Here is a 15,649-nt window from a genome sequence, read left to right as displayed (position 1 = left end):
CACAACGCAAATGGGGGTGCAGATGTATGGTAAGGTGGCAGCGGCGCATCGGATTCCTGATCATGTTATTGCTTGCGGTATCTGTAGCCTCCTGTTCGCCGGCTCCCAAAGAGCAGGCCAAAGAACAGCCCAAGGCAGCTCCGGCCAAAACCATCAAGCTGGGATTGGTTTACCCGATGACGGGATCTCTGGCTGGAACCGGGAAAGATTACGTGGCTGCATATGAACTGGCCGCCGAAATCGTCAATGGCAAGTACGACCTGTCACTACCGTTGGCCAAGGATGAGGGCCTCCCGGGTCTAGGAAATGCGAAGATCGAGTTCGTGGTGGCCGACTCGCAGGGGTCACCCGAGGTAGGCAGAGCTGAGACAGAACGCCTGATAACCGAGCAGAAAGTGACCGCGGTTCTCGGGGCTCACCTTAGCGCGGTTACGAAAACGGCCAGCCAGGCTGCAGAGAGGTTGGGAGTCATCTTCCTGTGCCCTGACTCGACCTCCCCGGCGCTGACGGAGCGCGGTTTCGAATGGTTTTTCCGCACCGGGCCCCACGATGGGACGTTCGTCGAAGATTCGTTCAAGTTCCTCGACGTCGTCAAAGGGTGTGTCTATCGAGTCGGTTGCCATAGTCTCAGAGGATACCGAATTCGGCGCCCAGATAGCCAACCTGGAGGAAGCCAAGGCCAAAGAACTCGGGTACAAGGTCGTGGAGAAGATAACGTACCCGCGTGACTCTACCAACGTCACGGCCGAGGTACTGCGTCTTAAGAAGGCCAACCCGGACGTGGTGCTCCAGGCTTCGTACACCTCGGACGCGATCCTGTTCATGAAAACCTATAAGGACCTCGACTTCACTCCGAAAGCCATCATCGGGCAGAGGGCCGGCTTCATCGCTCCCGAGTTCTTCACCGCACTCGGGAAGATGACGGACTACGTGTACACCACCACTGTTTGGGCCCCGGACCTGGGCGTGAAGCGCCCGATGGTTAAGGTAGTCAACGAGATGTATAAGAAGAAAACCGGAAAGGACCTTACCGGGGACTACGCCAGGGCTTTCACGGGGCTTCTCGTACTGGCCGATGCTCTCAACCGCGCCGGCTCGACGAAGCCCGGGGATATCAAGAAGGCGCTTCTGGAGACCAGCATCGGCGGGGACGCGCTCATCGTTCCCTGGTCCGGTGTGAAGTTCGACCAGAAAACGCACCAGAACACACTGGCCACCGGGATTATCGCCCAGGCGTTCGATGGGACATACGTCACCGTATGGCCGACTGACGTTGCGGCAAAGGAATTCGCCTGGCCGATGCCCGCCTGGAAGGACAGGAAGTAGGCGGATGAGGCCCGCGGTAGCCGTGTGCTCTGTCTGGAGGTCTTAGTATGTCGGGAGTACAGGCATTTGCCCAGACAATCCTGGAAGGGCTGCTGGTGGGATCGGTAATATCGCTGGTAGCCATGGGTATAGCGCTTGTGCGGGGGGTCATGGACCTCGTCAACTTCGCACAGGGGGAGTTCCTCATGATAGGCATGTACGTAGCCTACTGGATGAACGCCTTCAGAGGGTTCGACCCCCTCGTCTCCCTCCCGATCAGTATGATAGTCCTGTTTGTCATAGGGGTAGTCATCTACAAGCTTCTCGTGAGGCGCGTTCTGAAGGCGCCGCTGATAGCGCAGATCCTGCTCACCTTCGGGCTTAGCATAGTACTGACCAACCTCGCACTGTTCCTGTGGGGTGCCGATTACCGCATGGTGACAAATGCTGCCATCTCAGGCTCAGTGAATGTCGGAGGCCTGATCGTGAGTAAGGTGAAGCTTGTTCCTGCCGCCACGAGCGTCGTGCTTGCGGTGCTGATTTACTTCTTTTTGAACGGCACGAGGCTCGGCAAAGCGGTGCAAGCTACGGCCATGGACAGGGAGGCCGCGTCCCTCGTGGGGATCGATCCCGAGTTGATCTACTCCCTGGCGTTCGGTATTGCGGCCGCCTGCGCCGGTGCGGCGGGGGCGGCCCTGTCTTACTACTACTACATCTTCCCCGGGGTAGGCTCCGTTTTCAACCTGTTCGCCTTTGTTGCGGTGGCAATGGGCGGATTCGGGAGCATCCCGGGGGCCTTCCTCGGCGGTATAGTAATCGGTCTGGCGGATGGGATCTCCGGCTTCTATCTGAGTACCGCACTCAAGTACCTTGTGGTTTTCTCAATCTATCTGGGCATTGCCATATTCAAGCCAAAGGGACTGTTCGGATGGTAACAGGCAGACAAGACAGAGCAGAGGTGAACATGATGGCCGTGCCCGGCACACGTCCAGGCGGCATTGCGACCTCAAGGGCTGCCCTCGTCATCTTGATTGCAGTTGGGCTTGTTGCGCCGCTTGTTGTTGTACAGCCGTTTCCCAGACATGTTCTGATAATGGTCCTGGTATACGCTGTGCTGGGACACGCGTGGAACATCATTGGCGGGCTGACTGGCCAGGTCTCCCTGGGTCACGCCGTGTACTTCGGGCTTGGAGCATATACGTCCACGAAGTCGTTTATCCTGTGGGGCCTGAGCCCCTGGGTGGGGATGCTGCTCGGAGCCGTTGTCTCGGCCCTGGTATCCCTTGCAATAGGGTATCCGTTTTTCAGGCTACGGGGGTTCTACTTCGCCATAGCTACGATAGCCCTTGGCGAGACTGCCAGGATCATCTTCCTCAATCTCAAGGCGTTTGGTGGAGCCGTGGGCCTGGAAGTCCCGCTGAGCAAGGGAAATCCGCTTTTGAACATGCAGTTTCACAGCAGTAAGCTGCCTTATTACTACATCATCCTGGCAATATTCATAGCTGCGACGCTCCTTGTGGCAAGACTGAAACGGTCCAAGATTGGCTTCTACTTCAGAACGATCAAGGAAAGCCACGACGCTGCCGAGAGCCTGGGAGTCGACACCTTCAAGTACAAGGTGCTAGCCCTGGCAGTCAGTGCGGTCATAACGAGTGTTTGTGGCAGCTTCTACGCGCAGTACCTCCTCTACATCGACCCGTACGTCGTGATGGCCACGGGCATATCTACCAAAATATGCCTTGTAACCATACTAGGCGGTGAAAGCACACTCTGGGGCCCGTTGATCGGGTCGGCATTACTGGTTTTCCTGGCCGAGTACAGTCGTGTGTGGTTGGGAGGCGGCGGCAGGGGAGTCGATCTCATAGTCTACGGAGTGCTGATCGTACTTGTAGCTGCATACCAGCCGAAAGGGATTATGGGCCTGTTTGACAGGAGCAATCGACGGATGAGCGGGGGCGTGCCGGCCAATGAGTCTGCTTGAAGTCGAAGGGTTGACAAAGCGTTTCGGGGGTCTGTGGGCCAACAAAGGCGTCACCTTCAGCGTTGAGCAAGGGGAGATCGTCGGGATTATCGGACCTAACGGCGCTGGTAAGACGACCCTGTTCAACTGCATCAACGGCTTCTACAAGCTCGACGCGGGCAGGGTCCGGTTCGGTGGAGTGGATATCTCAAACAGGCCGCCCAATTACGTGTGTCGCCTGGGTGTGGGTAGGACGTTCCAGATACCGCAGATCCTGGCCAATATGACAGTCCTGGAGAACGTCATGGTTGGCGCGTTCTGCCGGACGAACGACCCGCCTACCGCCGAGAGGGAGGCTGTGACGGCCCTCAGCATGACGTCGTTGATCGATAAGCAAGGGATGTACGCCGGTTCCCTCAACGTAGCGCAGAAAAAGCGCTTGCAGGTGGCGCGCGCCCTTGCGACCCGGCCGAGACTTCTGCTCCTGGATGAGGCAATGGCTGGTCTTACCGAGGCCGAGAGGAAAGACGCCGTGGCCCTCGTCCGCAGCATCAACTCAATGGGGGTCTCGGTGCTGATGATCGAGCATGTCATGGACGTTGTCATGCCCATTTCCAACCGCGTTATCGTACTCCAGTCGGGCGAGAAGATCGCGGAGGGTCCACCGGCGGCAGTCGTGAGGGACGAGACTGTTATCAAGGCATACCTAGGGGAGTCGGACGATGTTGAGGGTTGAGAACCTCCAGACCGGCTACGGGATCATGCCGGCCATATACGACGTCTCTTTCGGGGTGGATTCCGGGGAGATCGTGGCAATCGTCGGGTCAAATGGCGCCGGCAAGACTACGACTCTCAAGACTGTAGCGGGGCTGCTCAGCCCATGGACGGGGAGTGTGCGTTACCAGGACCAGTCCATAGGGGGCCTGAAGGCCCACAGGATAGTCAGGCTGGGAATAGCGTACGTGCCTGAAGGCCGCCATCTGTTCGGCAAGCTCTCGGTGCTCGACAACCTGATAGTGGGAGCCTACACGCGTCGCGACAGAGCCCAGATTACCGAGAGTCTACAGCAGGTCTACGAGCTCTTCCCGCGCCTCAAAGAAAGGTCGAGACAGAGGGCCGAAACGTTAAGCGGTGGCGAGCAACAGATGGTGGCGATCGCACGAGCCCTCATGTCAGGACCCCGATTACTCATGCTCGATGAGCCTTCGCTTGGACTGATGCCGAAGCTTGCGTCCGAGGTACTTCAATTTGTCAAACGGATAAACGAGGCCGGCGTGACGGTGTTACTGGTAGAACAGAACGTCAAGGAGGCACTGAAGCTCGCTCACCGGGGGTTTGTACTGCAGACGGGGAAGATCGTCGCCCAGGGAACCGGCCGTGAGCTGCTGGCGAGTGACTTCATCAGAAGAGTCTATCTAGGGCTATAGGAGTGACGTACTGGTGAGACACGTGGAAATGGTCAAGGGGGCAAGAACGCTCGTCGATGTTTGCGCGGGGGTGAGGCCGGGAGAGCGGGTAGTGGTGGTGACGGACACCAATAAGGTGCTTATTGCCGAGGTGCTTGTGTCGCTCCTCGTCGAGCGCGGCCTCGACCCCATAGTGCTGGTAATGCTGCCACGGCAGTCCCATGGCCAGGAGCCACCCCAGTCTGTGGCCGACGCAATACTTAACGCGAACGTCGTCTTCGCTCCCACGACGTATTCAATGTCACACTCCCAGGCCAGACTTGCCGTGTGCAAGTCTGGGGGCAGGTTCGTCAGCATGCCGGATTACTGCGAGGACATGCTCGTGCGTGGGGGCCTGCTTGCCGATTTCGTTCAGCAGCGGGAGGTCGTATTGAAGGTAGCGCAGACCTTGACTACAGCGAGATGCGCCAGGATTACCACCGAAAAGGGGACCGACCTGACCCTCTGCCTCGACGGAAGAGAGGGCCGCGACCAATCCGCTATTTGCACTGAACGGGGTAGTTTTGGTTCGCCCCCGGATATAGAAGCACACATCGCGCCCGTCGAAGGCACTGCGGAAGGTGTACTCGTGGTCGACGGCAGCATTCCAGTTCCTGAAGTGGGCGTTGTACGAGAACCGGTAACCCTGACGGTCCGGGAAGGATACATAGTCAACATTGAGGGAGGCGGAGAGGCCGAGTCCCTCAAGGCCCTACTGGACAGCACGGTAGACCGGAACGTTTTCGCAGTGGGCGAATTCGGGATCGGGCTTAACCCCGAAGCCAGGTTTATCGGGTGCATGCTCGAGGATGAGGGCGTGTTCGGAACCATACACATCGGGTTCGGGTCCAACAGCACCATTGGCGGCCGGATCCGGACGGTAATGCATACCGATTGCGTGGTCAAGAAACCAACAGTATATCTCGATGGTGTCACTCTAATACGTGATGGCCATCTGGTATAGGTAAGGTTGGGGAAAAGGGGGAGTCCATCGTGCAAGGTTCAGGGTCCCGGGGACGATTGTTCCCCGAGTCACTCATGAAGGAGATCCGGTCCAAATTTTTGTATGTAGACGCGTGTCCGTACGCGGGAAGGCGCATTTTCTTCGACTCCGCGTCCGGTTCGCTGAGGCTGAAACAGGTAGTCGACGTCGTACAACAGGAGGTCGCACTTCCAGACCAGTTGGCCCGACCTAGCCAGGGTTCGAAACACGCGGGCGAGGTCATGGAACGAGGCGAGGACGATGTCCGTGTGTTTATCGGGGCCAAATCGGGAGTGGTCGTCCCCGACCAGACTGCGACTCGAGCCATTTTCCGGTTTGTCACAGCGGCAGCTGCCCATTTCCCGGGCACCAACATCGTTACCACTGGAGCCGAACACCCGTCGGTGTACGATTCAACATGGCTGGCAGCACAGACGTTCCATAAGGAATGGCGGGTTGCGCCGTTTGACCCAGCTACTGGAGTCGTCACGCCGGAGTCCATCCTGGACCTGGTCGACAAGGACACCTCGGTTCTGGTCTTCCTTCACGGGGCCAATGTCACGGGAGCCTACATGGATGCAGCCACAATCGTAAGGGAAGCCAGGCGCATCAAAGACGATCTCTGCGTCATTATTGACGGGGTACAGTATGCTCCGCACGCTCCTATCGACGTCGAGGAGATCCAACCGGACGTCTATGTCATTGGGCCATACAAGGCCAACTGCAAGAAGGGGATTGCGTTCGCGTGGCTCTCCGACAGGTTCTCGGTGATCCCCCATGACAAACTGCGAGGTAAGAAGGCCAATGATTGGGTTATTGGCAGCGTGGACCACGCCGACTACGCCGCCTGGTCAACCACGGTAGACTACTTCTGCTGGCTTGGACGTCACTTCACCAGTTCAAAGGACAGGAGGCAACAGGTCCTGGCTGCCATGACGGCAATTGAGGCGCATGAAATGGCGCTGCTGGACCGGCTACTCGAAGGCTCGTCAAAGACCCGCGGACTCCGCAGAATAGACCGCGTGACCTTGTATTGCCTGAAAGAGCCAATAGCCAGACGTGCCTGCTTGATTCCCTTCAACATCCGTGGTGTGGCTACGGAAAAAGTCGTAAAGGCCTTCGTCGAAAAGGGTATCGCGATCTCCGCAAGGTGGTCCGACGCTTACTCGAGGCACGTGCTGAGCGTGCTGGGCACAGAGGCCGTTGTCCGCCTGTCGGCGTGCCACTACACTTCTCCAGAAGAAGTCGACTCGTTCCTCCTGACTACCGAGGAGGTTTGCGAGAGTCTATAGTGTATGCTGATGACGGGGGTACGCATTCAGCCCCTTTGATCGGTCCATCCAGGACTACCCTCTGGAGGTGGTGCGCTACAGATGAGAATCGGCGTTCCGCGGGAGATAAAGGCAGACGAGAACCGCGTCGCCATCACGCCGGCAGGCGTGACAAGCTTCGTCAAGTTCGGACACGAAGTCTACATCGAGAAAGACGCGGGGTTCGGCAGCGGCATCTCTGATGGGGAATACGAGGCAGCTGGCGCCAGGATCCTGGACAGGGCTACGGACGTCTTCGCTATCGCAGACATGATCCTCAAGGTAAAGGAACCCCTTCCTCCCGAGTACGACCTGCTTACTCCGGGCAAGGTGCTGTTCACATACCTGCATCTGGCTCCTGAGCCCGAGCTGACGAAGGCGCTTGTGAGGAACAAGGTTGTGGCGATTGCTTACGAGACGGTGCAGAAGAAAGACGGCACGCTTCCGCTCCTGACGCCGATGAGCGAGGTTGCTGGGAAGATGGCGACTCAGATAGGGGCTCACCTGCTCGAGAAGCGGAACGGGGGCAGGGGGATCCTGCTTGGCGGCGTGGCTGGGGTTCCGCCCGCGAGTGTGACCATCATCGGCGGGGGCACGGTCGGCACCGCCGCGGCCAAGGTGGCCGTAGGGATGGGCGCCACCGTGACCATCCTCGACCTAAACGTTGAAAGGCTCAGGTACCTGGACGACATCTTCGGCGGGCATGTGATTACGCTCATGTCGAACTCGTTCAATATTTCGGAGTCGGTGAAGGATGCCGACCTGCTCATTGGGGCGGTGCTCGTGCCGGGTGCGAGGGCACCGCGCCTTGTCACCGAGGACATGGTGAGGGCGATGCGGCCCGGGTCGGTCATCGTAGACGTAGCCATCGACCAGGGTGGTTCGGTCGAGACCATCGACAGGGTAACGACCCATTCTAGCCCAACCTACGTCAAGCACGGCGTGGTTCACTACTCCGTTGCGAACATGCCCGGGGCGGTACCGAGGACGTCCACGTTCGCACTGACCAACGCGACTATGCCGTATGCGCTGAAACTGGCCAACAAGGGCTACATCGCGACAATAAAGGAAGATAGAGCGCTCGCGCTCGGCGTTAACGTGATAAGCGGCACCGTGACGTACAGGGCCGTGGCGGAGGCGCATAGTCTCCCATACACGCCTCTTTCCGAGGTCGTGGGCATGTAGCACAGATGCGGGTTCTCCATGAGCGGAGGCCCGCTCACAGGTCCGTTCATACGAGGCCCCCCGGAGGGGGCCTCTGCATTGTACGCCCGGCATGGGCGGTGTCTTGGAGGTGGGAGTCGAGCTCGCGGACTGCAGCCGGGGACGGCGGCTATGGCGACGGGTCGGTTGAGGGTATGAAGCCACGGCAAGAAGCCTGTCCCCTCGGCAAGACCTTCGGGCTGGCTTCGCGCATGCTCAGCTGGATTCCCCGGTCAGCGAAGCTTCGTCAAAGGAGGTGTCGCCATGAACGATGAGAATCTGGGTCGCATCACTTACTCCTTTTTCGTAGACTTTCTTGTGGCCCAAAAGGGGTTGCGTCCGGCGTCGATAAGGAGCTATCGAGACGCTATTCGGCTTTCCCTCCAATTTGTCTCATCTGATATGCGGCGTAAAATCACCCGCCTCTCCTCCCAGGATCTGACCTTCGAGCGGGTCAGAAAATTCCTCCATTACGAGGCGGATCGAAAAAACCGTATTCAAACCCGCAACCATCGCCTATCTCAATCTTGTCCGGATAGTATAGTACCAGGGAAGAGCCAGTATGACTCTTCAGGCACGACCTTGCCAGGTGGGCAGGTAAGCGGCGGGCTACTCGACCCGCCAGGTACCGGTGGCGGCCCCGAAGCGATACCCCTTGACGAACACGGGCACCGTAACCAGAAACACGACTTCGCCTGTATCGCGGGCGTAAGCCTGCACCAGGAATTCCCCGGCGACCGCCGCGCGCTCCCGCAGGTCGATGCCGGCGCGCACCAGGTCTTCACGGGTGACCCGCTCCGGCAGCCGTTCGGCGTTCGGAATGGCCACCCGTGCGCCTCGCAGCGACGCCCCCAGGTAGATCCTCTTCATGCGGTTTCTGACCAGGTCCTGTTCGGGAATGCCTGTCCAATCCTTGCAGAACTTGCGCGGATGGGCCGGGATGTACCCGTTCAGGTCGATGATGGTTGCGGTGTCGATCGCCCTCTCCCGCTCCAGGGCGGCGTCCAGCAGGTCCTGGATGCGCTCGTCCACCAGGCTGTCGTACGCGGTGCTGTACTTCGGCGGCGTGAAGCCACTCGGGGGGACGCGGCTGACGTCGAAGAGCCGGGCCAGCGACCGGATCGCCGGTCCCGTGATCTCGGTGTATTGCAGGCGCAGCACGTCATCCAGCGTGACCTTCCCCTGGTCGATCACCTGCTCCAGCACCCGCCGGCCGTCCACGGCCAGCCGCCGGATCTCCTTTAGCACCCGGTGGAACGTCGTGTTGGCGTCGAACCGGCCCAGGTACTGGTACGCCTCCTCCGACACCTGCGACACGTGCACCGTCGCCTGGGAGATGTGGCCCGCCTCCTGCTGCACGCCGTCGAGCCCTTCCGTCGCTTGCCGGGCCGACGCGTGCAGCGACTCCATGAGGGCGGTCTGCTCCTCCACGGCGGCTGCTACCTGCTCCATGTGCATTGCCGACTGGGACGCCAGGGACCGAATCGCTTCCAGGGACTGGCTGGCCTCCGCCGCATGCCGTGTGGCCATATCGGCCAGGTCCCGGCTCTGGGTCACGGACGCCTGGACGGGCGCCAGCTGGCTCGTAATCTCCCGCACCAGGGCGTCAATCTCCTTGGTCTGCGTGGCGGCCTTGTCGGCCAGCGCCCGCACCTCGTTGGCTACGACGGCGAAGCCCCGTCCGTGGTCACCCGCCCGGGCCGCCTCAATCGCGGCATTCAGGGCGAGCAGGCGGGTCTGCGCCGTGATCTCGTTCAGAATCCCGGTCACCCGGGTGACGTCCCGGACCTGCTCCACAAGCGTTTCCAGCCGGACCGTCATGTCGTGGATCTGGCGCTGCACGGTGCGGGTCGCTTCCTCAGCCTGCCGGCCGCAATCGTGGCCGGACTCACTCTCCTCCTGCACCTTCTTGGCCACCTGGGCCGCGTCGCCGGCGGAGGAGGCCACGACCTGAATCCCCTGCTGGATCTGCTTGGCGGCTTCGGAAATCTGGCGCATGCCCGCGTAGGAATCCTGGATTCGGCTGGCCAGGGCCTTGAGGCGTAGGGCGTTGCGGGCGCTGCCCATGCTGGTCCGGGCGACGACCGCCTCAAGACCGCCGATCACCTGCTGCAGGCTTTCGGCCACGGCGGCCGACTCGCTCCGGACCTGCTCAGCCTCGACCGGGGTGGCAGGAGTCTCGGGCGTCTCAGCAGGGGCTGCCGTCGGTTGGGATGCCGGAACCGGCTCAAGCGGGACAGGGCCTGGAGCGGGGCGCGCTGAAACAGCGCGGCGGGAAAAGAAGCTGCCCATAATCACACCCCCTGGAGAATATTCGGAACATGGAGCCGGGGACGCAAATGGGACAACCAACAACCCTTGACCCCCGCATCTCCATAGTCTCCTGGAGGGTACCGGGTTGGCGCCGAGTTGACACCATTAACAATAATTACTACTTGGGGTGCTGAATCTCCTGCAGCACGAAGGGGTGCAGCCGACGTACTCACCAAGAAACACCCTGAAACACCTTGCCAAGTCCTGGCCCGCAGGAATATGAGCTACTCATATTACCAGGTATAGGCGACAAAACAGAGCGGGGGTATCAATGTGACAGCACCGGCAAGTGACCGTTCGCTGTGCGGCAGCGTGAGGAGTTGCCGACTGGCGCGCCGGCGGGCGCGTGCTTGAAATTGGCGGATGCCCCCAGTATAATTCAGTGAAACGGGGCCGGACGGCCGAGGCCTGCGCGTCGTCTAATCCTGCCCGAGCTTGAGCCGGGGGTGGAACGCATGAGTCTTATCGACCTCATTGGTAAAGTAGTCCTCGTATGCGACGGAGCCACCGGCACGATGATCCACTCCCGCGGGCTTCCGGCGGGGCAGTGCCCCGAGGCCTGGAACCTCGAGCGCCCCGACGTCGTGCAATGGGTCCACCGGCAATACGTTGAGGCCGGAGCGCAGATGGTTGAGACCAACACCCTCGGCGCGACGCCCATTCGCCTTTCACACTACGGGTTGGGGGAAAAGGTCAGAGAGGTCAACAAGGCGGCGGTCGACAACGCCAGGAAGGCTGCAGGCGATCGTGCGCTGGTAGCGGCCTCGATGGGACCCCTCGGAGTGATGCTGGAACCGATGGGGGATTTCGCGTTCGACAGGGCGTACGAGGAATTCACGGCGCAGGCGAAGGCGCTTCGCGATTCTCCTCCCGACTTCATAATTATCGAGACAATCGGCGACCTGAACGAGATGAGAGCCGCCATTCTCGCGTGCAAGGACCATGCTCCGGGCATACGGATAATCGCCCAGATGACGATGGACCCGAGCGGGCGGACGTTCACCGGGACCGACCCCGTCACTGCCGGGCTGGTGCTGCAGTCAATGGGCGCAGATGTCATTGGCTTCAACTGCTCGACGGGGCCCGAGCTGCTCGTCCCCGCCGTGGAGAAAATGGCCTCAGTGGCGCGCGTTCCCGTTTCGGTGCAGCCGAATGCGGGGATGCCGCAGCTCCAACCCGACGGCTCGACGAAGTTCCCCATGGGACCCGAGGAGTTTGCGTCGTATGGGCCGAAGATGGTGGCCGCGGGGGCGTCCATCGTCGGCGGTTGCTGTGGGACGACGCCCGAGCACATCCGCCGGCTGTGCGCGGCCGTAGCAGGGTTGAAGCCCCGCCAGGGCGCCGGACCGCTGGGGGAGACCCTCGGCTTGGCTTCGCGCACGCAGCCGCTCTTCATAGGGCCCGAGAACCGGCCGGTCGTATTCGGCAGCCGGATCGACGCAAGTGCAAGTGGTCAGCTCGCCGGGGAGATGAAAGCCGGCGTCTTCTCGCTGGTCAGGAAAGAGGCCAGAGAGCAGGTCAGAGCGGGGGCGCAGGCGCTGTTCGTCAGCGTCGGGGGTTCGGGTGCCGGCCCTGGCCCGGACGAGGCGGCGGCTCTGGTTAAGGCCGTGCAGGCGGTGCAGCAGAGTTGTCGCGTGCCCGTGTGCATTGGCTCAACCTCGGTAGCCGCTCTGGACGCTGGTCTCAAGGCTTTCGTCGGAAAGGCGCTGGTCAGTTCGTTCACCCTTGAGAAAGGCAGCGCTGAGGCCATCCTCCGTGTGGCCAGGCGTTACGGGGCGGCGGTAGGGCTGACGGTCGCGGACGACGGCGTGCCGTCGTCAGTCGAGGGTTGCGTGGAAGCAGCGCGGCGTCTGGTGACAATCGCCGGATCACACGGGATCCCGCGGTGGGATGTCGTGATTGAGCCGGTCCTGGCGGGCGGTGCGGGGCAGTCGGCGGCTGAGCAGATCGCCGGTGCGATCGAGGCCATTCACGGGAAGCTCGGTTGCCGGACGTGCCTCGGTGTGGCGGGCAACGGGCGCGGCGCGGCGCGCAATGCCCTGGATCCCGAGCTCACCGCCGCGGCTGTCGCCGCGGGGCTGGACATTGTCCTGGCAGACCCGCTGGATGAGCGGGTTATGTCCGCTGTGAAACCCACGAAGACTGCCTGAACCGCGTCTCAATCACCCCTGATGTGCGTTCGCGCAAGGCTCGGCTGGCGCAGCGAGCACCTCGTGCACCACGCCGACGAACGCGCGCAGCGCGGGGGATATCCACTTGTCCTTGTGCCATATCATCTGTGTCACAACCTCGATCGGATGGTCGGCCCACCTGAGCGCCACGAGCTGCCCTGCGGAGATCTCGGCCGCAACCGTGACGGCCGGCAGTACCGCCACGCCGATCCCCGCGATCACGCATTGCTTGATCGCCTCGACGCTGCTGAACTCCAGTGCTTCGGACGGGTACACCCCGCTGGCGATGAGAGCCCGCTCGAACTGGTTGCGGTAGGCGCAGCCCAATTCGGTAAGCAACACAGGCTCACCCTCGAGGTCGGCTGCACGGACCTCCTGCAACGATGCCAGCCGGTGCCCCGGCGGGACGATGAGGTCGACCGGCTCTACCACAAGCCGCTCGACTGTAAGGCTGACTGATTCGAACGACTCCTCGAGGACGAATGCCAGGTCCAGCATGCCCTCTCCGACGAGCCGGCGCAGGTTGGCGCATGGGGCGGGGCGAAACGATATGCGAACCTGGGGGAACCTCTGCCGGAACCTGTGGAGGATGGACGGCAGGCGATACGTGCAGAGCGTCTCCGGAGCGCTGATCACCAGAGACCCGGCGGGGTCGCCCTCTCCGCTCACCGCGGTCCTAGCCTCCTCCATCAGCGCCAGTACGCGGTCCGCGTACTTGAGCAGGCGTTCCCCCGCTCCCGTGAGGGCCACCCGCTTCCCCAGCCGGTCGAACAGGCGTACCCCCAGTTCTTCCTCCAGTGCCTGAATGTGCGCGGTGACGCTCGACTGGACGTAACCCAGCGCTGCCGCAGCCTGGGTAAAGTTGAGGGTCGAGGCCACCATTCGAAACGTCTTCAGCTCTCGAACATCCACACCGACCACTCCCATCGGCTGCAACGATGGATGCTATCAGAAATATTCGCTTGAATGAATTGTAGCACGAGCGTACACTCAGGACGACAGGGAATGTGGGAGGAAGTGCGGATATGCAGCAGGCTCGTGCTACAGCGACACCCCAGAAACCGGTGCGCGCCGGAGCGGCGCCGGGGATGGCGCCAGGGATGGCAGTACTCGTGTCGGCCGGCGTGACCGTAGTGTCCTGGGCCTCGGCGTTTGCAGGGATAAGGGCGGGGCTGCAGGCATATTCACCCGCTCATCTAGCGCTCCTGCGTTACGCCGTGGCTTCGGCGACGCTCGCGGTGTACACCGTGGCCACCCGCATGCCGCTGCCGGACCGCCGTGACGTCCCGGGCCTCGCACTGACGGGCCTGGTCGGCATCGCCTTCTACAACGTGGCACTGGGCTACGGCCAGACCACTGTGCCGGCGGCGACCGCGAGTCTCCTCGTCGCCTCGGCCCCGGCCTGGCTGGCCCTGGTGGCCTCGGTGTTTCTCGGGGAGCGGCTTCGCCCATGGGGCTGGGCCGGCATTGCGCTGAGCCTCGCTGGCGTCGCCGTCATTTCGGTAGGGAAGGGGTCGGGCCTGCGAATCGAGCCACGCGCCCTCGTCGTGCTTTCCGCTGCCGTCGCGCAGAGCCTGTACTCGCTCGGCCAGAAGGCCTTCCTCTCGCGATACAGCGCACTTCAGTGCACCACCTACGCTATATGGAGTGGCACTGTTTTCCTGCTGCCCTTTGCCCCGGGACTCCTCGGCAGCCTGAGTGCTGCTTCGCTGGGTTCGACCGCGGCAGTCGTCTATCTGGGCCTCGTGCCAGGCGCACTGGGCTACGTCGCATGGTCCAACGTGCTCGCGCATCTCCCTGCTGCGACGGCCGGCAGCCTTCTCTACCTGGTTCCGCCTGTTGCCATGCTAATCGCCTGGCTGTGGCTCGGTGAGGTTCCGACTATTGTGTCCGTCGCGGGCGGCGTACTGGTGTTGGCCGGCGTCGTCCTGGTGAACTTGAGGGGCAGGGCGGTGAATCGAAGCGGGCGTGACTAACGGTGGCGAATGGTCCTGACCGGAGGTCTCGTTAACAAATGCTGAAGTACCTGTTACAAGGACTGATCCTTGGGTTTGCCTATGTTGCGCCCATCGGAACACAGAACCTCTACGTAATTAACACGTCGATCCGGCAGGGCCGGTCGAAGGCGCTGCTGGTCGCGCTGATGACCGTGTTATTTGACATCTCGCTTGCTATGTCATGCTTCTTCGGGATTGGGTTTGTGCTCAGCAGGTTGCCAGCACTCAGGACGGCGCTGCTGATGGCCGGCAGCGTCGCGGTTACGTTTATCGGGGTCCGCCTGGTACGCTCGCCCGCAACCGTCTCCAGTGGTGTGGCGCTGCGCGATTCGCTGGTCAAAGTCGCCGCCGACTGCTTTGTCGTCACCTGGCTTAACCCGCAGGCGATAGTCGATGGCACGCTGCTACTCGGGGGGATGCGCGCTTCGCTGTCCGGTGAGGCCTCGAATTACTTCATGCTGGGGGTCTGCTCTGCCTCGGTAATATGGTTCACCTTGCTGGCGCTCCTCGTGTCCGCGTTCCGCAGCTGGCTAGACCGCGCGGTCAGGTTGATAAGCATGGTGTGCGGCGCAGTCATAGTGCTTTACGGCTTGAGGCTGGGGTATTCGCTGATCCGTTCGCTGCCAATCGGGGGGATGTGACCAGCATTGGAAACAGAGGCCCGGTAGGCGATGGCCTCGTCGCATAAGTAGAGTAGGATACGCCCAAGCAGATGGAGAACATCGCCGGCGGCGCCGTAAGTCAGGCGGAAGGGCGCATCTCGAGGCAGGCCGAGCTCGAACAGGAACGCCGGTTCTTCATCAGTGCCATCGTACACGACCTCCGGACGCCGCTTTTCTCGTTGCGGGGCTACCTCGAGGGGCTGGAGAAAGGGCTGGCTGATACACCCGATAAGGCGCGGAAGACATCACCATCTGCCAGGAGAAGGCAACCCACCTCGACCGGCTTGTGTCGGACCTGCTC

At 61.4% G+C, this 15,649-nt stretch carries 13 protein-coding genes; 11 read left to right on the top strand and 2 right to left on the bottom strand.

The window, feature by feature from the left end:
- The first annotated feature begins 600 nt into the window (after nt 1–600).
- The 8 genes from HPY55_03015 to ald all read left to right on the top strand — a co-directional run bounded on the left by HPY55_03015 (nt 601) and on the right by ald (nt 8,187).
- Entirely contained in the window at nt 601–1,326 is a 726-nt protein-coding gene (locus HPY55_03015) for an ABC transporter substrate-binding protein (protein ID NPV69603.1), read from the top strand.
- Between the two features lie 47 nt (nt 1,327–1,373).
- Nucleotides 1,374–2,240 (top strand): branched-chain amino acid ABC transporter permease, encoded by an 867-nt coding sequence (locus HPY55_03010; GenBank protein ID NPV69602.1) that lies wholly within the window; start codon nt 1,374–1,376, stop codon nt 2,238–2,240.
- Nucleotides 2,234–3,286 (top strand): branched-chain amino acid ABC transporter permease, encoded by a 1,053-nt coding sequence (locus tag HPY55_03005; GenBank protein NPV69601.1) that lies wholly within the window; start codon nt 2,234–2,236, stop codon nt 3,284–3,286. Before HPY55_03010 ends, HPY55_03005 begins: the two co-directional genes overlap by 7 nt.
- On the top strand, nt 3,273–4,001 hold the full coding sequence (locus HPY55_03000; GenBank protein ID NPV69600.1) for an ABC transporter ATP-binding protein: 729 nt from the start codon (nt 3,273–3,275) through the stop codon (nt 3,999–4,001). Before HPY55_03005 ends, HPY55_03000 begins: the two co-directional genes overlap by 14 nt.
- Entirely contained in the window at nt 3,988–4,692 is a 705-nt protein-coding gene (locus HPY55_02995; protein ID NPV69599.1) for an ABC transporter ATP-binding protein, read from the top strand. Before HPY55_03000 ends, HPY55_02995 begins: the two co-directional genes overlap by 14 nt.
- 13 nt (nt 4,693–4,705) lie before the next feature.
- Nucleotides 4,706–5,674, top strand: coding sequence for an aminopeptidase (locus tag HPY55_02990; protein NPV69598.1), 969 nt, complete (start codon nt 4,706–4,708; stop codon nt 5,672–5,674).
- A 29-nt stretch (nt 5,675–5,703) separates the two neighbouring features.
- Entirely contained in the window at nt 5,704–6,984 is a 1,281-nt protein-coding gene (locus HPY55_02985; protein NPV69597.1) for an aminotransferase class V-fold PLP-dependent enzyme, read from the top strand.
- A gap of 81 nt (nt 6,985–7,065) precedes the next feature.
- A complete protein-coding gene (gene ald / locus HPY55_02980) occupies nt 7,066–8,187 on the top strand; it encodes an alanine dehydrogenase (GenBank protein ID NPV69596.1) in 1,122 nt (373 codons plus the stop codon).
- A gap of 627 nt (nt 8,188–8,814) precedes the next feature.
- On the opposite strand, the gene HPY55_02975 is transcribed toward ald, so the two are convergent.
- Nucleotides 8,815–10,497 (bottom strand): hypothetical protein, encoded by a 1,683-nt coding sequence (locus tag HPY55_02975; protein ID NPV69595.1) that lies wholly within the window; start codon nt 10,495–10,497, stop codon nt 8,815–8,817.
- 476 nt (nt 10,498–10,973) lie between these two features.
- On the opposite strand from HPY55_02975, the gene HPY55_02970 reads away from it, so the two are divergent.
- Nucleotides 10,974–12,668: a dihydropteroate synthase gene (locus HPY55_02970; GenBank protein NPV69594.1), complete on the top strand. Its 1,695-nt coding sequence runs from the start codon at nt 10,974–10,976 to the stop codon at nt 12,666–12,668.
- A gap of 12 nt (nt 12,669–12,680) precedes the next feature.
- Here the strand turns inward: HPY55_02970 and HPY55_02965 are convergent, their stop codons facing one another.
- Entirely contained in the window at nt 12,681–13,601 is a 921-nt protein-coding gene (locus tag HPY55_02965) for a LysR family transcriptional regulator (GenBank protein ID NPV69593.1), read from the bottom strand.
- A gap of 188 nt (nt 13,602–13,789) precedes the next feature.
- On the opposite strand from HPY55_02965, the gene HPY55_02960 reads away from it, so the two are divergent.
- Together HPY55_02960 and HPY55_02955 are read left to right on the top strand one after the other, a co-directional pair.
- Nucleotides 13,790–14,665 (top strand): EamA family transporter, encoded by an 876-nt coding sequence (locus HPY55_02960; protein NPV69592.1) that lies wholly within the window; start codon nt 13,790–13,792, stop codon nt 14,663–14,665.
- Between the two features lie 38 nt (nt 14,666–14,703).
- The gene (locus tag HPY55_02955; protein ID NPV69591.1) at nt 14,704–15,327 is read left to right on the top strand and encodes a LysE family transporter; all 624 of its coding nucleotides are present in this window, start codon (nt 14,704–14,706) and stop codon (nt 15,325–15,327) included.
- Nucleotides 15,328–15,649 lie beyond the last annotated feature (322 nt).

Source organism: Bacillota bacterium, from assembly GCA_013178305.1.
Classification (GTDB): domain Bacteria; phylum Bacillota; class Sulfobacillia; order JABLXB01; family JABLXB01; genus JABLXB01.
This window is presented reverse-complemented; position numbering and strand designations above follow the sequence as displayed.